Annotated in this window: 23 protein-coding genes and 1 riboswitch; of the genes, 12 read left to right on the forward strand and 11 right to left on the reverse strand. The window is 70.4% G+C overall.

The features are described from left to right. A partial coding sequence (locus tag BKN37_RS16245; protein WP_071027674.1) for an MFS transporter occupies positions 1 to 981 on the reverse strand: 981 nt, incomplete at its 3' end. Beyond that, positions 981 to 1,604, reverse strand: coding sequence for a pyridoxamine 5'-phosphate oxidase (pdxH, locus tag BKN37_RS16250; protein WP_071027717.1), 624 nt, complete (start codon positions 1,602 to 1,604; stop codon positions 981 to 983). The genes pdxH and BKN37_RS16245, both read right to left, overlap by 1 nt. A gap of 173 nt (positions 1,605 to 1,777) precedes the next feature. Here pdxH and BKN37_RS16255 point away from each other — a divergent pair, with 173 nt between their 5' ends. Beyond that, positions 1,778 to 2,896 (forward strand): citrate synthase 2, encoded by a 1,119-nt coding sequence (locus tag BKN37_RS16255; protein WP_071027677.1) that lies wholly within the window; start codon positions 1,778 to 1,780, stop codon positions 2,894 to 2,896. 186 nt (positions 2,897 to 3,082) lie between these two features. Next, positions 3,083 to 3,526: a VOC family protein gene (locus tag BKN37_RS16260; protein ID WP_071027679.1), complete on the forward strand. Its 444-nt coding sequence runs from the start codon at positions 3,083 to 3,085 to the stop codon at positions 3,524 to 3,526. Positions 3,527 to 3,533: 7 nt separating this feature from the next. On the opposite strand, the gene BKN37_RS16265 is transcribed toward BKN37_RS16260, so the two are convergent. Together BKN37_RS16265 and BKN37_RS16270 are read right to left on the reverse strand one after the other, a co-directional pair. Then, entirely contained in the window at positions 3,534 to 5,219 is a 1,686-nt protein-coding gene (locus BKN37_RS16265; protein ID WP_071027681.1) for an FAD-dependent oxidoreductase, read from the reverse strand. A 16-nt stretch (positions 5,220 to 5,235) separates the two neighbouring features. After that, positions 5,236 to 6,270: an AurF N-oxygenase family protein gene (locus BKN37_RS16270; protein ID WP_071027683.1), complete on the reverse strand. Its 1,035-nt coding sequence runs from the start codon at positions 6,268 to 6,270 to the stop codon at positions 5,236 to 5,238. 205 nt (positions 6,271 to 6,475) lie between these two features. Here BKN37_RS16270 and serC point away from each other — a divergent pair, with 205 nt between their 5' ends. Together serC and sepH are read left to right on the forward strand one after the other, a co-directional pair. Next, positions 6,476 to 7,594, forward strand: coding sequence for a phosphoserine transaminase (serC, locus tag BKN37_RS16275; protein ID WP_071027685.1), 1,119 nt, complete (start codon positions 6,476 to 6,478; stop codon positions 7,592 to 7,594). 81 nt (positions 7,595 to 7,675) lie between these two features. After that, positions 7,676 to 8,443, forward strand: a complete 768-nt coding sequence (gene sepH, locus BKN37_RS16280; protein ID WP_071027687.1) for a septation protein SepH — start codon at positions 7,676 to 7,678, stop codon at positions 8,441 to 8,443. Positions 8,444 to 8,564: 121 nt separating this feature from the next. Here the strand turns inward: sepH and BKN37_RS16285 are convergent, their stop codons facing one another. Beyond that, the gene (locus BKN37_RS16285; protein ID WP_071027689.1) at positions 8,565 to 8,834 is read right to left on the reverse strand and encodes a DUF2537 domain-containing protein; all 270 of its coding nucleotides are present in this window, start codon (positions 8,832 to 8,834) and stop codon (positions 8,565 to 8,567) included. A gap of 22 nt (positions 8,835 to 8,856) precedes the next feature. After that, entirely contained in the window at positions 8,857 to 9,666 is an 810-nt protein-coding gene (locus BKN37_RS16290; RefSeq protein WP_095407113.1) for a TrmH family RNA methyltransferase, read from the reverse strand. 107 nt (positions 9,667 to 9,773) lie between these two features. On the opposite strand from BKN37_RS16290, the gene BKN37_RS16295 reads away from it, so the two are divergent. After that, positions 9,774 to 10,058, forward strand: coding sequence for a DUF2530 domain-containing protein (locus tag BKN37_RS16295; RefSeq protein WP_071027691.1), 285 nt, complete (start codon positions 9,774 to 9,776; stop codon positions 10,056 to 10,058). 11 nt (positions 10,059 to 10,069) lie between these two features. After that, a complete protein-coding gene (locus tag BKN37_RS16300) occupies positions 10,070 to 10,522 on the forward strand; it encodes an SRPBCC family protein (RefSeq protein WP_071027693.1) in 453 nt (150 codons plus the stop codon). Here BKN37_RS16300 and BKN37_RS16305 read toward each other — a convergent pair. Beyond that, positions 10,519 to 11,307 (reverse strand): DUF3027 domain-containing protein, encoded by a 789-nt coding sequence (locus BKN37_RS16305; RefSeq protein WP_071027695.1) that lies wholly within the window; start codon positions 11,305 to 11,307, stop codon positions 10,519 to 10,521. The genes BKN37_RS16300 and BKN37_RS16305 overlap by 4 nt on opposite strands. Before the next feature lie 212 nt (positions 11,308 to 11,519). On the opposite strand from BKN37_RS16305, the gene BKN37_RS16310 reads away from it, so the two are divergent. Beyond that, on the forward strand, positions 11,520 to 13,118 hold the full coding sequence (locus BKN37_RS16310) for an MFS transporter (RefSeq protein WP_071027697.1): 1,599 nt from the start codon (positions 11,520 to 11,522) through the stop codon (positions 13,116 to 13,118). Then, a complete protein-coding gene (locus BKN37_RS16315) occupies positions 13,115 to 13,606 on the forward strand; it encodes a DUF2771 domain-containing protein (RefSeq protein ID WP_083341848.1) in 492 nt (163 codons plus the stop codon). The genes BKN37_RS16310 and BKN37_RS16315 overlap by 4 nt, the downstream gene beginning before the upstream one ends. Before the next feature lie 13 nt (positions 13,607 to 13,619). Here the strand turns inward: BKN37_RS16315 and BKN37_RS16320 are convergent, their stop codons facing one another. The 4 genes from BKN37_RS16320 to BKN37_RS16335 all read right to left on the reverse strand — a co-directional run bounded on the left by BKN37_RS16320 (position 13,620) and on the right by BKN37_RS16335 (position 17,795). After that, the gene (locus BKN37_RS16320) at positions 13,620 to 14,627 is read right to left on the reverse strand and encodes a glutathione S-transferase family protein (RefSeq protein ID WP_071027701.1); all 1,008 of its coding nucleotides are present in this window, start codon (positions 14,625 to 14,627) and stop codon (positions 13,620 to 13,622) included. A gap of 30 nt (positions 14,628 to 14,657) precedes the next feature. After that, positions 14,658 to 15,308 carry a class I SAM-dependent DNA methyltransferase gene (locus BKN37_RS16325; RefSeq protein ID WP_071027703.1) on the reverse strand — a complete coding sequence of 217 codons (651 nt, stop codon included), beginning with the start codon at positions 15,306 to 15,308 and terminating at the stop codon, positions 14,658 to 14,660. A 36-nt stretch (positions 15,309 to 15,344) separates the two neighbouring features. Then, positions 15,345 to 17,282, reverse strand: coding sequence for an acyl-CoA dehydrogenase family protein (locus tag BKN37_RS16330; RefSeq protein ID WP_071027705.1), 1,938 nt, complete (start codon positions 17,280 to 17,282; stop codon positions 15,345 to 15,347). Positions 17,283 to 17,387: 105 nt separating this feature from the next. Further along, positions 17,388 to 17,795: a cold-shock protein gene (locus tag BKN37_RS16335; RefSeq protein WP_071027707.1), complete on the reverse strand. Its 408-nt coding sequence runs from the start codon at positions 17,793 to 17,795 to the stop codon at positions 17,388 to 17,390. Positions 17,796 to 17,948: 153 nt separating this feature from the next. On the opposite strand from BKN37_RS16335, the gene BKN37_RS16340 reads away from it, so the two are divergent. The 4 genes from BKN37_RS16340 to BKN37_RS16355 form a co-directional block, all read left to right on the forward strand. Continuing rightward, positions 17,949 to 18,338, forward strand: a complete 390-nt coding sequence (locus BKN37_RS16340; protein WP_071027709.1) for a YccF domain-containing protein — start codon at positions 17,949 to 17,951, stop codon at positions 18,336 to 18,338. Beyond that, positions 18,335 to 19,414 carry a GTP 3',8-cyclase MoaA gene (gene moaA / locus BKN37_RS16345; protein ID WP_071027712.1) on the forward strand — a complete coding sequence of 360 codons (1,080 nt, stop codon included), beginning with the start codon at positions 18,335 to 18,337 and terminating at the stop codon, positions 19,412 to 19,414. The genes BKN37_RS16340 and moaA overlap by 4 nt, the downstream gene beginning before the upstream one ends. After that, entirely contained in the window at positions 19,407 to 19,676 is a 270-nt protein-coding gene (locus tag BKN37_RS16350; RefSeq protein WP_071027715.1) for a MoaD/ThiS family protein, read from the forward strand. Before moaA ends, BKN37_RS16350 begins: the two co-directional genes overlap by 8 nt. Positions 19,677 to 19,923: 247 nt before the next feature. Beyond that, positions 19,924 to 20,094: riboswitch (cyclic di-AMP (ydaO/yuaA leader) on the forward strand. A 9-nt stretch (positions 20,095 to 20,103) separates the two neighbouring features. Continuing rightward, positions 20,104 to 20,538, forward strand: a 435-nt coding sequence (locus BKN37_RS16355; RefSeq protein ID WP_165618351.1) for a transglycosylase family protein, incomplete at its 3' end; no start/stop codon positions are given.

Consider the following 20,538-nt stretch of genomic DNA (forward strand, 5'->3'; position numbering starts at 1 on the left):
CCCCAGCGCCGCCCACAGCGCCGGGCCGACCCGGCCGTGTCCGTGCCCGGCGGCCAGCCCGAACCCCACCATGGCCGCCCCCCACACCACGATCGCGACGACGATCGCCAGCCCCTGGCGGCGGATCCGCGGCAGCCATCCCGAGCACACCCCGCCGGCCACCGCACCGACCGACATCGCCGCGGCCAGCAACGCCATGGTGGTGCCGCCGTCGACCGGGCCGCCGAAGCTCTCGTGGGCGATCTGCGGGAACAGCGCCCGCGGCATGCCCAGGATCATCGCGATCAGGTCCACCACGAACGACATCAACACCACCTGGTTGCCGGCCAGGTACCGGAACCCGTCGGCCACCGCCGCCCAGCCCCAGCGGGCCGCGGTGGTGTCGGCGCTGACCGGCATCGGCGTCAGCCGCCAGGTCGCCCAGATCGGCAGCAGGCAGGTCGCGGTGTCGATCAGATACAGGGTGGACAGGTCCACCCAGTTCAGCAGCAGCCCGGCCAGCAGCGGACCCACGATCGCACCGAACTGCGTCACCGTCATGTTCAGCGAGTTGGCGGCCGGCAGCTCACCACCGGCCAGCATCCGCGGGATCGCCGCGGACCGGGCGGGCGCGTTCACCGCATAGCAGCCCTGCTGCACCGCCAGCAGGCACAGCACCACCCAGACGTTGTGCACCGACGCCGCGGCCTGCACCCACAGCAGCCCCGAGGCCACCGCCAGACCGCACGAAGCGAGGATCAGCAGCGTGCGCCGGTCCATGGCGTCGGCCCAGGCGCCGCCCAGCAGACCGAACGCGATCAGCGGCACCACCGCGAAGACGCCGGACAGCCCGACATACGCCGAGTTCTCGGTCAGCGCGTAGATCTGGACCGGGACCGCGAACACGGTCAGGTTCGCCCCGATGACGGTGGGGATTCCGGCCACCCACAGCCGGCGGAAGTCGGGGCTGCGCAGCGGCGTGGTGTCGGCGAACAGCCCCACTAGGGCTGTAAACGTTCGACGCGACCCCCGCTGAGCCGAATCCGGTTGTGCAGCCGGTTCTCCCGGCCCTGCCAGAATTCGACCACCTCGGGGGCGATGCGGTAGCCGCCCCAGTTGGGGGGCACCGGGACGGCGGGCTGGTCGGCGAAGCGCGCGGTCACCTCGTCGAGTTGGCGCAGCAGCGCCGCCCGGGAGGCGATCGGCCGCGATTGGTGCGACGCCCAGGCACCCAGTTGGGAGCCGCGCGGGCGTTTGGCCCAGTAGGTCGCGGTGTCCTGCGCGCTGACCTTGGTCACCGGGCCGCGGATGTGGAACTGGCGGCCCAGCTGATACCAGGGGAACGTCGCCGACGCGTACGGGGTGGCGGCCAGGTCGGCCCCCTTGGCCGAGTCATAGTTGGTGAAAAACGTGATGCCGGTCTCGTCGAGGCTTTTGCACAGCACCGATCGGCTGACCGGGTGTCCGGCCTCCACGGTGGCCAGCACCATCGCGTTGGGTTCGGCCAGGCCGGCCCGTTCGGCGTCGCCGATCCACCTGCGCAGCAGGACATGCCAGCCCTCGTCGAGCCAGTGTTCGTCGAGGTCGCCGCTGTTGTCTTTCTCCGAGACGTATTCCACTCGCATCGCCGCCAGGTGCTCGTTGTCGGGATCGGTCCACCGCGCGGGCGGTGCCCCCACAGCATCGCTGCGCGCTGCATCGTCGTCGGCGGCCACTGGGTAACGCTACCGCCCGCCGCCCCCGGATTCAGTTACCGACCGGTAGCACGCCGCCGGGCGCGGAATGCGAGAATCGCCGTATGACTGTGGTCCCGGAGAATTTTGTCGCCGGCCTGGACGGCGTGGTGGCGTTCACCACCGAGATCGCCGAACCGGACAAGGACGGCGGCGCGCTGCGCTACCGCGGTGTCGACATCGAAGACCTGGTGAGTCGGCGGGTCACGTTCGGCGACGCGTGGGCGCTGCTGGTCGACGGCCGCTTCGGCCACGGGTTGCCGCCGGCCGAGCCGTTCCCGCTGCCGATTCACACCGGCGACGTGCGGGTCGACGTGCAGGCCGGGCTGGCCATGCTGGCCCCCATCTGGGGGTATGCGCCCATCCTGGACATCGACGACACCACCGCCCGCGACCAGCTGGCGCGCGCCTCGGTGATGGCGTTGTCCTATGTCGCCCAGTCCGCCCGCGGGATCTACCAGCCCGCCATCCCGCAGCGGCTGATCGACGAATGCCCCACCATCACCGCACGATTCATGACCCGCTGGCAGGGCGAGCCGGATCCCCGGCACGTGGAGGCCATCGACGCGTACTGGGTCACCGCCGCCGAGCACGGGATGAACGCGTCGACGTTCACCGCCCGGGTGATCGCGTCGACCGGCGCCGACGTGGCGGCGTCGCTGTCCGGCGCGATCGGCGCGATGAGCGGCCCGCTGCACGGCGGCGCGCCGGCCCGGGTGATCCCGATGCTCGAGGACGCCGAACGCAGCGGCGACGCCCGAGCGGTGGTCAAGGGCATCCTGGACCGCGGCGAGAAGTTGATGGGTTTCGGGCATCGGGTCTACCGCGCCGAGGACCCGCGCGCCCGGGTGCTGCGGGCCACCGCGCAGCGGCTGGCGGCGCCGCGCTACGAGGTGGCCGCCGCGCTGGAGCAGGCCGCGCTGGCCGAGCTGCGGGAGCGGCGCCCGGACCGGGCCATCGAGACCAATGTCGAGTTCTGGGCGGCGGTGATCCTGGACTTCGCCCGGGTGCCGGCCAAGATGATGCCGGCGATGTTCACCTGTGGGCGCACCGCCGGCTGGTGTGCCCACATCCTGGAGCAAAAGCGGCTGGGCAAGCTGGTGCGCCCGTCGGCGGTGTATGTCGGGCCCGCGCCGCGCAGCCCGGAGTCCGTCGACGGCTGGGACCAGGTGCACCGCGGATAGTGCGCGGCCGGCGGCCGGCCCGCTGGCGGCCAGCCCGCCGAGCGTGAAGTTAGGTTCACTCTCGAACGCCGAGCGTGAACCTGACTTCACGCTCGCGATGCGGGCGGATCCCCGGCTCGCGATGAGTTTCGGTGTCGGCGTGGGTCAGTACGGTTGACACCCCAACCACGCTAGGGAGCAACCGCCATGGCCATCACCGTTCAACCCGCCCTGTCCCCGCACCTGGTCGTCGACGACGCCGCCGCGGCAATCGACTTCTACGTCAAGGCGTTTGACGCCGTCGAGCTGGGCCGGGTGCCCGGCCCGGACGGCCGGCTCGTCCACGCCGCACTGCAGATCAACGGCTCCACGGTGATGCTCAACGACGACTTCCCGGAGACCTGCGCCGGCAAGTCGATGACACCGAAATCGCTGGGCGGAACCCCGGTCACCATCCATTTGACCGTCACCGACGTCGACGCCAAATTCCAGCGCGCCGTCGACGCCGGCGCTACCGTGGTGGCCGCGCTGGAAGACCAGTTTTGGGGTGACCGCTACGGGGTGGTCGCCGACCCGTTTGGCCACCGCTGGTCGCTGGGGCAGCCGGTGCGCGAAGTCAGCGTCGAGGAGATCCAGGCGGCGATGGGATAACGCCGCCCTAACGTTGCACGAGGTTGAGCAGCCGCCGGTGCAGCGGCTCCGGGGGTGCGCTGGCCGCGGCGGCCAACATGTCCCGGATATCGACGAACTTGTCGCGGGGACGACCGTCGGCGGCGCCGCGGGCGATCTCGGCGGCGTCGATCGCCTTCCATCCGGCGGCGTCGATGACCTCGGGCTGACGGGCGTGCACCAATCGGGCGATCGCCCGCGGCCCCCCGGCCAGCTCCCCCAACCGGCCGGCGTTGTAGTCGGCGACCAGGGTGTGCACGGTTTGCAGCGAGTCGGATTTGTTGGTGCCAATGAAGCCGGTCGGGCCGCGCTTGATCCACCCCGACACGTAGGCGCCGGGCACCGGCTGCCCGGACGCCGGGTCGACGACCCGGCCGGCGTCGTTGGGCACCACCCCGGCGTCGTCATCGAACGGCAGATCGGCAATCGCTTTGCCGTGGTAGCCAATCGAGGTGAGCACCAAACCGGCCGGCAGTGTTTCCACCGCGTCGGTGCCGGTGCGAGTGAACTCCATCGCCGTCACCCGCTGCGGCCCGATCACCCGTTTGGGGGTCAACTCGTAGGCCAGCCGGATACGCGGCCGGGTGATCGGGGCCGACGCGTCGCCGAGTTTGCTCAAAATCTCCAGCTTGCGCCGGGTCAGGGCGCTGTCGGTCGTCGCCAGGTCACGCCGGACCCGGTCGTGGTCGGCGGCGTCGAGCACCACCTCGGCGGTCTGGGTCAGCCCGATGAGTTCGGGCAGGGTGAACGCCGAGGCGGCCGGCCCGCGGCGGGCGACGATCACCACCTCCTGCACCCGGGAGTCCCGCAGCGCGGCCAGCGCGTTATCGGAGATGTCGGTGCGGGCCAGTTCGTCGGGGTCGGCGGTCAGGACGCGGGCCACGTCGAACGCGACGTTGCCGTTGCCGACGATCACCACCCGCTCCCCGCTGAGGTCGACGGGCAGGTCGGTGAACTCCGGATGCCCGTTGATCCAGGCGACCAGTTCGGTGGCGGTGCCGGTGCCGGGCAGCTCCATCCCGTCGATCCGCAGCCGGCGGTCGTTGGGCGCCCCCGACGCGTACAGCACGGCGTGGTGGTGGGCCAGCAGGTCGGCGTGGCTAAGGTGGTTGCCCACCTCGACGTTGAGGAAGAAGTTGAACCGCCGGTGCGCCGCGACCTTGTCGAACAACCGGGTGACCAGTTTGGTGCGCTGATGGTCGGGCGCCACCCCGGCCCGCACCAGGCCGTACGGGGTGGGCAGTTTCTCGAACATGTTGACCAGCACGCCGGGCTGGGTCAGCAGCTCGTCGGCGGCATACATCGCCGCCGGGCCGGACCCAACGATCGCCACGGTCAGCGGGTAGCGGCCGTGGCGGATCTCGGCGGCCGGCAGCACCGGCGCCAGCTTCGACGTCGGCGGCAGCTTCACGCCGGCCGGCCGGTCCGGGTAGTGCGCGGCGTTGATCGCGATGAACGGTTGCTGCTTGGGCGCCAGCCGGGTATCGGGTGCGATCGCTTCCACCGGGCAGGCGCGCACACACGCGCCGCAGTCCACACAGGCCACCGGGTCGATGTAGAGCATCTCGGAGGTGGCGAAACCCGGCTCGTCGGGCGTGGGATGAATGCAGTTGACCGGGCAAGCGAACACACACGAGGCGTCGTTACAGCACGCCTGCGTAATAACGTGCGGCATCGGGTAACGGGCTCCGTTACGCGGCCGGAACCGCGGCCAGGTGCTGGCGCTGCGGCTCGCTGCGGTACCGCGACGGGCTGCCGTTGATCTTGCAGATCCGCCACATCAGCTTGGCCAACGGGTTCATCAGGCCGGTGTCGTGCGCGAGCATCCGCACGTCGCCGAACATGTCGCGCAGCATCTGCCGGCCTTCGGGCGAGCGGAAGAACACCTCTTTGCGGACCTCGCGGGGAATCTCGAACTCCCGCCAGAACGCCTTCGGCGGCACGATGATGGCCGAGCACAGCACCCGCATCACCACCGGCACGTACAGCGACAGCCAGAACCGCTTGCGCCGCGACAGGTGCGGCACCCGCTTGTGCAGGTACTCGTGGGCGAACGAGATGTGCCGGGCCTCCTCGGCCACGTGAATCGCCATCACTTTTTCCATGATGGGGTGCAGCGTCTTGCCCTCGCGCAGCACGTTCTTCTGGGTGTGGTCGATGGGCTCTTCCCCGGCCAGGATGCCGAACCAGAACGGGATCGGCAGCGGGCCCGCGACCAGCGGGATCAGCGGCGACAGCCACTTCAGCAGCCGCGGCATGCCGGGCACGTCGGCGCCGATGCGGTTGACCATCTCCTGGAACATCATGGTGTGGTTGCACTCTTCAACCGACTCGTGCAGGCAGTACCGATACTCCGGCGACCCGTTGGGGGTCCAGAAGGCGTACTCCATCAAGCCGCGGATGAGGATGGACTCGAAGTGCAAGCCGACCTTGGCCACGTTGGCCTGCCGCCACATGCCGATCTTGATCTGCCGGTCCTGCGGCTGGGCCTGGTACCAGGGGTGGCGCCCCAGCGGGTCGGTGGCCGGCAGGATCCAGCGCGGGTCGTTCTCGGTGACCGCGAACTCCGGCGAATCCCAGTCGATGTCGGTGTAGGGGTTGAAGTTTCGCCGCACCGACCCCTCGGACAGTGTGGTGAGCATGTCCACGTAGGCCTGGTCGTCGGTGACGTCCATGTTGCGTCGCCAACGTCGCACCATGCGCGTCCGTGCTGTCTTCTGAGCCATCCCGAAACCCTCCCGTAAAGGTTTACATTCGGACGTGTTATGTCCAACGGTACCGCAGGTATCACCAAGTGGCTAGACCCAAACCGCGCGCTGTGGCCTACGCGCACTCCGCCGTCGGGCTGTGACCTAGTTCACACTGGGGTGCGGCCTCGCGAGGGTCGGCCGCCGTACCGGGGGACCTCGGCCGCTGTCTACGCTGGTGGGCATGGCTGAGCAGCTCACGATTCCCGCCGCGATCAAACCCCGCGATGGCCGCTTCGGTTCCGGACCCTCGAAGGTCCGCCCCGAGCAGCTGGCCGCGCTGACCACGACGGCGGCCGGGTTGTTCGGCACCTCGCACCGTCAGGCCCCGGTGAAAGACCTGGTCGGCCGGGTGCGTGGCGGGTTGCGCGACTACTTCTCGGTGCCCGACGGCTACGAGGTGATCCTGGGCAACGGCGGGGCGACCGCGTTCTGGGACGCGGCCGCGTTCGGGTTGATCGACCAGCGGTCGCTGCACCTGACCTACGGCGAGTTCAGCGCGAAGTTCGCCTCGGCGGTGGCCAAGAACCCGTTCGTCGGCGACCCGATCGTCGTCAAGGCCGAGCCCGGCAGCGCCCCCGAGCCCCAGTCCGACCCGTCCGTGGACGTGGTCGCCTGGGCCCACAACGAGACGTCGACCGGGGTGGCGGTGCCGGTGCGCCGGCCCGCCGGGTCCGGCGACGCCCTGGTCGTCATCGACGCCACCTCCGGGGCCGGCGGGCTGCCGGTCGACATCAGCGAGACCGACGCCTACTACTTCGCGCCGCAGAAGAATTTCGCCAGCGACGGCGGGTTGTGGCTGGCGATCGTCAGCCCGGCCGCGCTGGCCCGGATCGAGGCGATCGCGGCGTCCGGCCGCTGGGTGCCGGACTTTCTGTCGCTGCCGATCGCGGTGGACAACAGCCTGAAGAACCAGACCTACAACACCCCGGCGATCGCCACGCTGGCGCTGCTGGCCGAACAGGTCGACTGGTTGCTGGGCAACGGCGGGCTGGACTGGGCGGTCAAGCGCACCGCGGACTCGTCGCAGCGGTTGTACACCTGGGCGCAGGCTCGGCCCTACACCACCCCGTTCGTCACCGACCCGGCGCTGCGCTCGCAGGTGGTGGGCACGATCGACTTCGCCGACGAGGTCGACGCCGCCGCGGTGGCCAAGGTGTTGCGGGCCAACGACATCGTCGACACCGAGCCGTACCGCAAACTGGGCCGCAACCAGTTGCGGGTGGCGATGTTCCCGGCCGTCGAGCCCGACGACGTCAGCGCGCTCACCGAGTGCATCGACTGGGTGGTCGAACGGCTGTAAGCCCGCCTCCCCCGCGTGTCAGCGCGGCGATGGCCGCTACCTGCACTAGAGTCCGCACTGACTGCCCCGGAGGAGATTGTCATGCGGGAACTCAAGGTCATTGGACTCGACGTCGATGGCAAATACATCATCTGCGAGGGCGAGGATCCCGACGACAAGTTCAAAGTCCGGGCCGATGATCGGCTGCGTGCGGCGCTGCGCGGCGACGCGGCCCGGGTCGGCCAAACCCAGCTCGATGTTGAGGTTCCCAGCATGTTGCGTCCCAAGGAGATTCAGTCCCGGATCCGGGCCGGTGCATCGGTCGAGCAGGTGGCCGCCGCGGCCGGGGTCGACATCGCCCGTGTCGAGCGGTTCGCCCACCCGGTGCTGCTGGAACGGGCGCGGGCCGCGGAGCTGGCAACCGCCGCGCATCCGGTGCTGGCCGACGGTCCCGCGGTGTTGACGCTGCTCGAGGTGATCACCACCGCGCTGATGGCGCGCGGGCTGTCCACCGACAGCACCACCTGGGACGCCTGGCGCAACGAGGACGGCCGCTGGACGGTGCAGCTGGCCTGGAAGGCCGGCCGCTCGGACAACGTCGCGCATTTCCGCTACGCACCGGGGGCGCACGGCGGGACGGTCACCGCCGTCGACGACGAGGCCAACGCGCTGATCGACCCCAACTTTGAGCGGCCCCTGCGCCCGCTGGCGCCGGTGGCCCAGCTCGCCTTCACCGAACCGGCGTTGCCGCCGGTGGTGGACGAGGCACCCGAACCACAGCCGGCACCGGCGCGCAGCCGCCGCGGCAAACCGGCGATTCCGGCCTGGGAAGACGTGCTGCTGGGCGTGCGGTCCAGCGGCCAGGGCTGAGTTAGCCCCCCGCGAGCAGACGCAAAAGCCCCTGAAAACCTGCGGTTTTGGGGGCTTTTGCGTCTGCTCGTCATACCGGTCCCCATCGAGACTGCGCTGACGGCGAAACACCCGGCCACACTCAGGCGAGCGTCAGCGCGAGCAGCGCCAGCCACGCCCCGCCGACGCCGATGCCGGCGCCCAGCACGAACCAGCGCAGCACCGGGGTGTGTCGCCACCCCCATACCGTCGGCGCCAACCCGCCGACCGCGACCAGGTTGAGCCCGACGGCCAGCAGCGGATGCACCCGGGTCAGCCCGAGGCTCAACACCACCACCGCGGTCGCGGTCACCGCGGCGACGAACCCGGCCACCGTCAAACCCGTTCCCCAGGGTGTGGAGTCGTCGGTCACCGCGCGAGCGTAGCCCAAGGCGTCAGCGGGCGGCCCGCTCGTAGAAGGCCAACGCCGCGGCGGTGGCCACGTTGAGTGAGTCGGTGCCCCGCGACATCGGAATCCGCACCTTCAGGTCGCTGATCCGCAGGGTGGTCGCGGTCAATCCGGGTCCCTCGGCGCCGACCAGCACCGCCACCGGCTCCTCGCGCACGGCGGCCATCGCCTCCGGCAGCGAACACGCGACAGGGTCGGGGGTCATCGCGACCAGCCGAAACCCCAGCTCCCGCAGCAAGACGAGGTCGCCGGGCCACTGCTCGGCCCGCGCGTAGGGCACCAGCAGCGCGTGGCCCATCGAGACCCGCACCGCGCGCCGGTACAACGGGTCGGCGCAGCCGCTGCCGAACACCACCGCGTCCACGCCCAGTCCGGCGGCATTACGGAAGATCGACCCCAGGTTCTCGTGATCGTTGACCCCCTCGAGCACCGCGATCGTCCGGGCCCCGTCGACCACCTGCGCTACCGTCGGCTCCGGTGCTCGTCGCGCCGCGGCCAGCACCCCACGGTTGAGGTGGAACCCGACCACCCGCGCCATCAGCTCGGCGGTCACCCGGTAGTAGGGGATGTCGCGGCCGGCCAGATCGGCGGCCAGTTCGGTGAGCCGACGGTCGGTGCCCAGCAGCGCCAGCGGCGCGAACCGCGACGCCAGCATGCGCTGCACCACCAGCACCCCCTCGGCGATCACCAAGGCTTTGCCGGTGGGCAGATCGGGCCGACGGTCGATGCTGTTGAGGTCGCGGAAGTTATCCAGGCGCGGGTCGTCGGGATCGGCAACATCCTCGACATGAACCACCGCGAGGACATTACCGCGCGTTGACTCTGCGCCCACCACGCACAAGTGCGAGTGACCTGCCTGGTGGCCGCAGAGTCAACGCATCCGACGGGCTAAGTTGAACAGCGATGCCCACAGATTCCCCACCCGAACCGCCGCCGCTGCCGGCTGCGCTGGTCCAGGCGTGGCCGGTCATCGCGGTCGGTGCGGTGGCCTGGATCCTGGCCGCCGCGGCGGCGTTCCTGGTGCCCGCCCTGGACAGTTGGCGCCCGGTGACGGTGGCCGGTCTGGCGGTCGGGCTGCTGGGCACCGCTATCTTCCTATGGCAGCGTGACGCGGCCCGCCGCGGCGCACGCGGCGCCCAAACCGGTCTCGGCCCGCCGGCCGGCGGCGACCGGGACAGCAACCAGTAAGGAGTGGGTTCATGGCAGCACCGCTACTGCAGGCGCAGATCGAGATCGACGCACCGGTCGCCAAGGTCTGGGAGCTGATCTCCGACTTCCGCCGGATGCCGCAGTGGAGCCCGCAGTGCCGGTGGATGAAGCAGTTCGGCCCGCTGCGCCCGGGTACCCGCACGTTCAACCTGAACCGCCGCGGCGCCATGTTCTGGCCCACCACCAGCACCATCACCGAGGTCGTCCCGGAGCAGAAGCTGGCGTTCCGGGTCAACGCCAACCGCACCGTGTGGAGCTACGAACTCGAGCCCACCGCGACGGGCACCAAGGTCGTCGAGAGCCGACACGCCGAGAACGGGGTCAGCGCGGTGTCGAACCTGACGGTGAAGGCCTTCATGGGTGGGGTGCCCAATTTTGAACGCGAACTGCTCGACGGCATGAACGCGTCGCTGGCCAGCATCAAGGCCGCCGCCGAGAGCTAGTCGGCGTCCGGGTCCGGCGCGGTGACGTCCAGCACGCCGTCGTCGTAGGGGTCATAGCGCGGCGAGCCGCCGCCGGCGGGGGCCGGGGTGTCGGAATGGGCGCCGCAGCCGTAGCCGCAGTCGACGACGTGGCCGTCGGCGGACATCTCGTTGCCGCACACCCCGAACATCGTGCCGAGCGAGCCGGCCAGCGGCAGGAAGAACCCGCAGTCGCGGCACACCCGCTTGGTGGACCGCGCCATCGGCGAGTCCGGGCCGTAGTCGCCGTCGTGCCAGCGCTGCGCCGCCTCGGCCCGCCCCCACGGACTCAGCACCTGGCGCCGCCCCAGCCCGATCTCGGCGGCGACGTCGTCGACCTGCGGGTCGCCGCTGGCGGTGTAGCCGGGCACCAGCCGCGGGTCTTCGGCCGGCGGCGCCAGCAGGTCGCCGGGACCCAGATCGCCCGGCCTGACCCGCTGCTCCCACGGCACCCAGTCCGGGGCCAGCAGCGCCGTCGGCCCGGGGACCAGCACCACCTCGCTAATCGTGGCGTGGTCGGCGCCCGGATAGGCCGCCATCACCACCGCCCACTGCCAGCCCTGGTAGCCGGGCAGATGCGCCAAGAACCGGTGGGTGGCGGCGGTGCGGTCTTCGTACTGCACGCCCAGGTAGTCCCCCACCGTCTCGGCTCCGCTGAACTCCACGACGGCAGCGCGGGCCGCCTCTGCGGCGTCGGCGAGGATGGCCGGGATTTCCTGCTGGTCGGCCGCGGTGGCCACCGCGGCCTCTTGGGTGGGTCCGGTCACACTGGTCCCTTCTTCTCAGTACCTCCCCAATACTGCCGTAGCGCTCGGCGGCCAGCCACACCCGTTCCCTGCGGCGGTGCGCGACGGGCATGGGGGAGAATTGACGCGTGACTGGACGGCGCCGCGACGACTCGACTCCGGGTCCGTTCCGAGGTGCACCCTCGGGTGTCGGCCGGCCACCGCGCAACCGGTCCGCCGGTGAACATCCCGGCATGGCCAACTACCCCCACGAGCACCCCGAGAATCGGCGCCCGGGCCGCCCGGGTCCGGTGCCCAGCGCCAACCGCTACCTGCCGCCGCTGCGCGGCCAGCAGACGTCGCCGCCGCGCAGCGAACCGCCGCGCGGGGCCGGCGACAAGATCACCGTCACCCGCGTCGCGGCCCAGCGCAGCCGCGAAATGGGTTCGCGGATGTACGACTTGGTGCAGCGCGCGGCCACCGCCGACGGCGCCGACAAGTCCGGGCTGACCGCGCTGACCTGGCCGGTGGTCGCCAACTTCGCGGTCGACGCCGCGATGGCCGTGGCGCTGGCCAACACCTTGTTCTTCGCGGCGGCCGCCGGGGAAAGCAAGGACAAGGTCGCGCTGTACCTGCTGATCACCATTGCGCCGTTCGCGGTGGTGGCGCCGCTGATCGGGCCGGCTTTGGACCGGTTGCAGCATGGGCGGCGGGTCGCGCTGGCGCTGTCGTTCGGGCTGCGCACCGCGCTGGCGGCGCTGCTGATCCTCAACTACGACGGCGCGACCGGCAGTTACCCGTCCTGGGTGTTGTATCCGTGCGCGCTGGCCATGATGGTGCTGTCGAAATCGTTCTCGGTGCTGCGCAGCGCGGTGACGCCGCGGGTGATGCCCCCGACCATCGATCTGGTGCGGGTCAATTCCCGGCTGACCATGTTCGGGTTGCTCGGCGGCACCATCGTCGGCGGGGGGGTCGCGGCCGGGGTGGAGTTCGTGTTCAGCCGGCTGTTCGACCTGCCGGGCGCGCTGTTCGTGATCGTCGCGGTGACGGCCGCCGGCGCGTGGCTGTCGATGCGCATCCCGCGCTGGGTCGAGGTGACCGCCGGGGAGGTCCCGACCACGCTGAGCTATCACGCCCACGTCAACCAGCACCGGCCCAGCTGGTCCGAGCACTTCCGCCGGGCCAGCGGCGCGCTGCGGCAACCCTTGGGCCGCAACATCATCACCTCGCTGTGGGGCAACTGCACGATCAAGGCCATGGTCGGCTTCTTGTTCCTGTATCCGGCGTTCGTCGCCAAACAACACGACGCCAGCGGCTGGCAGCAGTTGGCGATCCTCGGCCTGATCGGCGCGGCGGCCGGGGTCGGCAACTTCATCGGCAACTTCACCAGCGCGCGGCTGAAACTGGGCCGGCCCGCGATGCTGGTGGTGCGCTGCACGGTGGCGGTGACCGTCGCCGCGGTGGCATCCGCGGTGACCGGAAACCTGATGGTGGTCGCCGGCGCGGCGCTGATCACCTCGGGGTCGAGCGCGATCGCCAAAGCGTCGCTGGACGCGTCGCTGCAAGACGACCTGCCCGAGGAGTCCCGAGCGTCGGCGTTCGGCCGATCGGAGTCCACGCTGCAGCTGGCCTGGGTGCTGGGCGGGGCGCTGGGGGTGCTGGTGTACACCGACCTGTGGGCGGGGTTCACCGCGATCACCGCACTGCTGATCCCGGGGCTGGCGCAAACCGTCCTGTCGTATCAAGGGAACTCGTTGATCCCCGGGTTCGGCGGTAACCGACCGGTCATGGTGGAACAACAAGGTGGGCGCACCGACGATCCGGTGCCCGCCCCGGAATGGGGGCCCCGGTGAAAAACCGCGTCGTCGTGCTGGTCGCGGTCCTGGTGGTGCTGGCCGCGACCGCTGCCGGGGTCGGTGCCTGGCTGCTGGTCCGCGACCGCGCTCCGCAGCGCCCGCAGATCAGTGCATACTCGCACGGCCACCTGACCCGGGTGGGGCCCTACCAGTACTGCGATGTGCTGAACCTCAACGACTGTGAAACCCCGGAGACGGTGGGCGTGCTGCCGGTCACCTCGCGTGATCCGGTGCAGCTGTCGGTGCCCAGCGCGATCGGCAACGCGCCGTGGGGGCTGTCGCTGTGGTACGAGGGCTCCGCGGAGCCCACCACCGCGCTGTTCCGGCCGCGCAGCCGGCTCGCGGTCACCGTTCCGACCGTCGACGCGTTCCGGGGGCGGCTGCGTGGGCTCACCGTGCACCTGCTGACCCTGGTGCGCATGCCCGACGGCGACACGGCCGCGGCCACCCACGCCGACTGGTCGGTGCAAACGGTGTGGGGGTAACGCGCTCGGCGGGCTAACCCGCCCCGTGCCCGGCGGGCACCTGCTCCCCCTCGGGTGTCGGGCCAGGCGGACTGCCGTCCCCGAAGGGCCTGCCGCCCAGGCTTTCCCGGCCGTGCGGGGTGAGCCAGTCGGTCAGCTCGGGCCCCTTGGGCACGATCCCGGTCGGGTTGATGTCGGCGTGCACGATGTAGTAGTGCTGTTTGATCTGCACGAAGTCGATGGTGTCGCCGAAGCCCGGGGTCTGAAACAGGTCCCGCGCGTACGCCCACAGCACCGGCATCTCCGACAGCTTGCACCGGTTGCATTTGAAATGCCCGTGGTAGACCGGGTCGAAGCGGGCCAGCGTGGTGAACAACCGGACGTCGGCCTCGGTGATGGTGTCCCCCACCAGGTATCGCTGGTGAGTCAGCCGCTCGCTGACCCAATCCAGCGCGGTGAACAACCGGTCGTAGGCGGCGTCGTAAGCCTGCTGCGAGCCGGCGAATCCGCACCGGTACACCCCGTTGTTGATTTCGGTGTAGATCCGGCGGGCGACCTCGTCGATCTCGGGCCGCAGCGGTTCGGGGTACAGCTGCGGGGCACCGTCGCGGTGATAGGCCGTCCATTCGGTGGAGAAATCCAGCGTGATCTGGGCGAAGTCGTTGGTGACCACCGCGCCGGTGGGCACGTCGACGATCGCCGGCACGGTGATGCCCTTCGGGTAGTCGGGGAATCGCTTGAAGTAGGCGTCTTGTAGCCGCGGGATGTTCAGCACCGGGTCGACGCCGCCGGGGTCCAGGTCGAAGGTCCAGCTGCGCTGGTCGTGGGTGGGGCCGCAAAACCCAATGGAGATCACCTTTTCCAGGCCGAGCAGTCGGCGCACGATGATCGTGCGGTTGGCCCACGGGCACGCCCGGGCCACCACCAGCCGGTACCGGCCGGGCTCGACGGGGTAGCCGTCGCGCCCGTCGGCGGTGATCCGGGTGGTGATGTAGTTGGTGTCGCGGGTGTAATCGCCGCCGCCGGCGACATAGCTAGCCATGCCTACCAGGGTGCCAGCCCATCGTCGGCTTCAGCGCGGCTTCCGGGCGATGAGGTAGGCGTGCGGCGTCGACTCTGTGTCGTCGTCGGGTTGCCGGACCAGTTGGGCGTAGACCGGCAGGCCCGCCTCGGTGAGCCGCGCGGCGACGGTGTCGGGTTGCCGCCGATAAAACGTCAGCGCCACCGGCGCACCGAACGCCTCGGTGAGCGCCCGCGGCCGGTCGCCGACCTGGAAGGCCAGCAGCACCAACCCGCCGGGGGCCAGCACCCGGTGAAACTCGGCGAACGCCGCGGGCAGGTGCGCGTCGGGCAGGTGGATGATCGCGTACCACGCGCACACCCCGCCCACGCTGGCGTCGGCGAGCTCGAGATCGGTCAGCGAACCGACACCGAAGTCGAGGCCCGGGTTGCGCCGTCGTGCTTCGGCAACCATGTTGGCGGACAGGTCAATCCCGCACGCGTCGACGCCCAGCCCCCGCAGGATCGCGGTGGCCACCCCGGTGCCGCAGCCCACGTCGACCACCCGGGTGTTGTCGCCGGCCGTCACCAGCCCGGCGAACGCGGCGAGCATGGCCCGATCGACCGGCTTGTCGTCGAGGTGGTGCTGGAAGCGGTCGGCGTATCGCCCGGCAGTGCGGTCATAGCCGTCGCGGGTCAGCCGCAGAAAGTCCGGTTCACCCATCGCCGGTCATTGTCGCCCACGACGGGCGCGCCGCACTCAGGTTCGGGGCAGCGCGGAACCGGTCAGGAACCGCCGGGCCAACCCGGGCTCGGTGGACGGGCCGGGCTCCCAGTGCGCGATCCACGGGCCGGTGCCCTCGCTGATGTCGAGGATCCCGTCCTCCAGCCAGGTGTACCGGTCGTCCAGCACCGCGCGCGCCAACCGGGTGTCGGTGTCATCGGTGTTGGTCCACAGCGCGGCGAACAGCGCCTCGACCCGCAGGGTGGCCTGCTGGCAGAACGCGTCGGCCAGCTCGTAGCCCTCGGTCACCCCGGCCGCCCGCTGCGCCTCGGCCCGCACACACGCCGCCGACATGGCGAACAGCTCCGCGCCGATATCCACGATGCGCCCGAGGAAGCCCTGCTTTTTCTCCAGGCCGGCCTGCCAGCGCGCCATCGCGTAGAACGTGTTGCGGGCCAGCTTGCGGGAGCAGCGTTCCACAAACCGCAGGTGGGCCGCCAGCCGGTCGAACTCGCGGTAGGCGGTGGGTCGCTGACCTTCGCCGAAAACCAGTTGCGGCAACCACTTTGCGTAGAATCCGCTGGCGCCGGCGGCCGCCTTGGCCTTCTGGCGCAGGTCGGCCTTGGGGTTGGCCAGGTCGCCCGCGGCGGTCAGGTGGGCGTCGACGGCTTCTCGCGCGATCAGCAGCCGCATGATCTCACTGGAACCTTCGAAGATGCGGTTGATCCGCAGATCCCGCACCAGCTGCTCCACCGCGACCGCCCGTTCCCCGCGCGCGGCCAGGGACTCGGCGGTCTCATAGCCGCGGCCGCCGCGGATCTGCAACAACTCGTCGCCGATGACGCAGGCCACCTCGCTGGACCACAGCTTCGCCAGCGCGGCTTCGATCCGGATGTCGTTGCGGCCTTCGTCGGCCATCTGCGCGGACAGCTCCAACACCGCCTCCAGCGCGTAGCCGGTGGCCGCGATGAACGCGATCTTGGACGCGACGGCTTCGTGCTCGCCGACCGGCCTGCCCCACTGCACCCGCTCCCGGGACCATTCCCGGGCGATCTTCAGCGACCATTTGGCCGCCCCGGTCGCCATCGCGGGGATGGCCAGCCGTCCGGCGTTGAGGGTGGTCAACGCGATCTTCAGGCCGTCGCCCTCCCGGCCCACCAGGTTTTCGGCCGGAACCCGCACCTTATGCAGCCGGGTCACCCCGTTTTCGATGCCGCGCAGGCCCATGAACTTATTGCGCCGCTCCACGGTGATCCCGGGCGAATCGGCCTCGACGACGAACGCGCTGATGCCGCCGCGATGCCCGTCGCCCTTGGGCACCCGGGCCATCACCACCAGCAGGTCGGCGACCACACCGTTGGTGGTCCACAGCTTCACGCCGTCCAACTCGTAGGCGGCGCCGCCGTCGACCGGGGTCGCCGTCGACGCCAGCCGGGCCGGGTCGGACCCCACATCGGGTTCGGTGAGCAAAAACGCCGAGATCGCGCCGGCGGCGCAGCGCGGCAAGAACTTCTTCTTCTGCTCCTCGGTGCCGGCCAGCTTCAGCGGTTCGGGCACCCCGATCGACTGATGCGCGCTGAGCAACGCGCCCAAACTGGCGTGCACGCTGGACACCATCACCAGGGCCCGGTTGTAGGCGACCTGCGACATGTTCAGCCCGCCGTACTCGGCGGGGATCTTCAACCCGAAGCAGCCCAGCTCGGCCAGGCCTTTCACGTACTCGTCGGGGATCTGCGCGTCGCGTTCGATGACCGCACCGTCGATGGTGTTCAGAAACTCCCGCAGCCTGCCCAGGAACTCCTCGGTGCGGGCCTCGTCGGCCGCCGACGGCCGCGGAAACGGGTGGATGAGCTCCAACGGAAAGCGACCGAGGAACAACCCCTTGGCGAAGGAGGGTTTATCCCAACCGGTTTCGCGAGATTCCTCGGCGACGGCTCGGGCTTGCTCTTCGGTGACCTGTGCTTGCTGTGCCATCGGACACCTCCCGGGTTGACGACTCGTATCGAGTGCAGTACCCAGTTTGCTGCTCGGGCATACCCGGCGCGGCGCTTTTGGCCGATCGGGTGGCGCGGTCAGCGGTTAGGCGTCGAGCTCCCGCGCCACCGCCTTAACCACCTCGGACACCCGCCGGGCGGTCTTGCGGTCCGGGTAGCGGCCTTTGCGCAACTCGGGCTGCACGGCGCCCTCCAGCAAGGTGATCATGTCCTCGACCATGCCGTGCAGTTCGTCGGGGCTGTGCTTGTGCTCGGCGGGGCCGTCGCGGCGCGCCCGGGCCACGCTCGGCGGCGGGTCGATCAGCTTGAGGCTCAACGCCTGCGGTCCGCGGCGACCGGCGGCCATCCCGAATTCGACGCGTTGGCCGGCCTTCAGACCTTCGACGCCCGCGGGCAGCGCGGACGAGCGGACATAGACGTCCTCACCGTCCTCTTGCGATAGGAAGCCGAATCCCTTTTCGGCGTCGTACCACTTCACCTTGCCGGTCGGCACTGGTCTCACCTGCTTGTCTGACGGGCCACATCGCTGGGCAACATAATGAAGCGTCCCGCCTGCGCAGGACGCGATGACTGGGATCCTACTCGGATGGCGCTCCGATGAGCACCCCGGTTTACTCGGTAGGCTGGCGGTGTTGCTGGAGGAGATATGCGCCTGGTTCTGAACGTGATCTGGTTGATCTTCGGCGGGCTGTGGCTGTCCCTCGGATACCTGATAGCCGCACTCGTCTGTTTCGTGCTGATCATCACCATCCCGTTCGGCTTTGCCGCGCTGCGCATCGCCTCCTACGCGCTGTGGCCGTTCGGTCGCACCATCGTCGACAAGCCGGGCTCGCGTCCCGGCGCGCTGATCGGCAACGTCATCTGGATCGTTCTGTTCGGGTTCTGGCTGGCCGTCGGGCACCTGGTGAGCGCGGTGGCGATGGCGCTCACCATCGTCGGCATCCCGTTGGCGCTGGCCAACCTCAAACTGATCCCGGTATCGCTGGTGCCGCTCGGCAAGCAGATCGTTCCGGTCGACGAACGGGTGCCGGCATGACCCTGACCACCTTGGGCTTGCCGACGGTGCCCCGCCGCGAGGGCGTCGACGACATCGGCGCCGCCCCCGCCTCCGGTCCCCTGGTGGACACCTATGGGCGGGTGGCCACCGATCTGCGGGTATCGCTGACCGACCGCTGCAATCTGCGGTGCACGTATTGCATGCCGGCCGAGGGGTTGGACTGGCTGCCCAGCCGGCATCTGCTGCAACCCGACGAGCTGATCCGGCTGATCGGGCTCGGCGTCACCCGGCTGGGCATCACCAGCGTGCGGTTCACCGGCGGTGAGCCGCTGCTGGCCCGTCACCTCGAGGAGGTGGTGGCCGCCACCGCGGGCCTGCGGCCCCGCCCGGAGATCGCCTTGACCACCAACGGGCTGGGCCTCGCCCACCGGGCGGACGCCCTGGTGGCGGCGGGCCTGAACCGGATCAACGTGTCGCTGGACAGCGTGGACCGGGCGCACTTCGCGGCGATCACCCGGCGGGATCGGCTGCCCGACGTGCTGGCCGCCCTGGATGCGGCCCAGCGGGCCGGCATGGGTCCGATCAAGGTCAACGCCGTGCTCGATCCGACCACCGGCCGCGACGACGTGGTGAACCTGCTGCGGTTCTGCCTGCAGCACGGCTACCAGTTACGGGTCATCGAGCAGATGCCGCTGGACGCCGGGCACCAATGGCAGCGGGGTGCCGCGCTGACCGCCGATGACGTGCTGGCCGCGCTGCGGCCGCATTTCCGGCTGCGGCCCGACCCGGCGCCGCGCGGTTCGGCGCCGGCCGAGCTGTGGCTGGTCGACGAGGGCCCGGACACCCCCGCCGGCAAGGTCGGCGTCATCGCCTCGGTGTCGCATCCGTTCTGCGCGACGTGCGACCGCACCCGGCTGACCGCCGACGGGCAGCTCCGCAACTGCTTGTTCGCCCGCGAGGAGACCGATCTGCGTGCCCTGCTGCGCGGCGGCGCCGACGACGACGCGATCGAGGCGGCCTGGCGGGCCGCGATGTGGCGCAAGCTGCCCGGGCACGGCATCAACGATCCGGGGTTTGTCCAGCCGGACCGTCCGATGAGCGCGATCGGTGGCTGAGGTGGCCGAGGGCGTCCAGGTCACCGTCCGCTACTTCGCCGCCGCGCGGGCCGCGGCGGGCACCGAGACCGACACCATCACCTTGCCGCCCGGCGCCACCGTGGCCCAGTTGGTCGAGGCGCTCGCCGGCCGGGATCCGCGCCTGGCGGCGGTGCTGCCGCGCTGCTCGTATCTGTGCGACGAAGTCGCCGTGCGCGACCACGCCGCGGTGCTGCACTCGGGTGACACGGTCGATGTGTTGCCGCCGTTTGCCGGCGGCTGAGGTGATTTGCGTCACATAACGGAATGGTCACGACTGTGCAACGGCGGAGTTAGCAACGCCCTGACCAGCGCTCCCGCGGCGGCGTCCTGGAGTTTTGCCGACGGCCGGCGCGCGAAACGCGAAATTCCGCGATAGGTGACGGGATCGCCGGAACCCGTTACCGTCTTCTCCGGGCTGGCCGCCCCTTTCAGCGGCAAGCCTTCTCCGCCCATAACGCCGAGCTCCATCCGATGGGCGGGGACACCACCGGACAACATCGCGGATGGAGGCGGGGGACCCACCGGTCCACCGAAACAGGACCTGGGGCCGTTCGCGGCCCCTTGGGGTGAAGCCGAAGTCGCCAACCGGCGATACCGGCCGGGCTACCTCTCCAGCCCGAACCCGACAGCTGACCTCGCGGGCGTGGCAGAGAGGACATCACCGGCGTATGAGCGGACGGCATCGTAAGCCCAGCCCTTCGAACATCAGCGTCGCCAAGATCGCCTTCACCGGAGCGGTGATCGGTGGCGGCGGCTTCGCTCTCGCTGGCCATGCCGCCGCGGCGACCGACGGCGAATGGGACCAGGTCGCACGCTGCGAGGCCGGCGGCAACTGGTCGATCAACACCGGCAACGGCTACCAGGGCGGGCTGCAGTTCTCGCCGAGCACCTGGGCCGCGCATGGCGGCGGCAAATACGCGCCGTCCGCGCACATGGCCACCCGGGAGCAGCAGATCGCCATCGCCGAGCACGTGCTCGCCACCCAGGGCCGCGGCGCCTGGCCGGTGTGCGGTCACGGGTTGGGGGCGCCGACGCCGCGTGAGGTCCCGGCGGAGGCACCGGCCGAGGCCCCGGCCGTCGAGGGTGAGCCGGTGGCGCTGGAC

Source organism: Mycobacterium talmoniae (genome assembly GCF_001854525.1).
In the GTDB taxonomy this organism is placed as follows: Bacteria; Actinomycetota; Actinomycetes; order Mycobacteriales; family Mycobacteriaceae; genus Mycobacterium; species Mycobacterium talmoniae.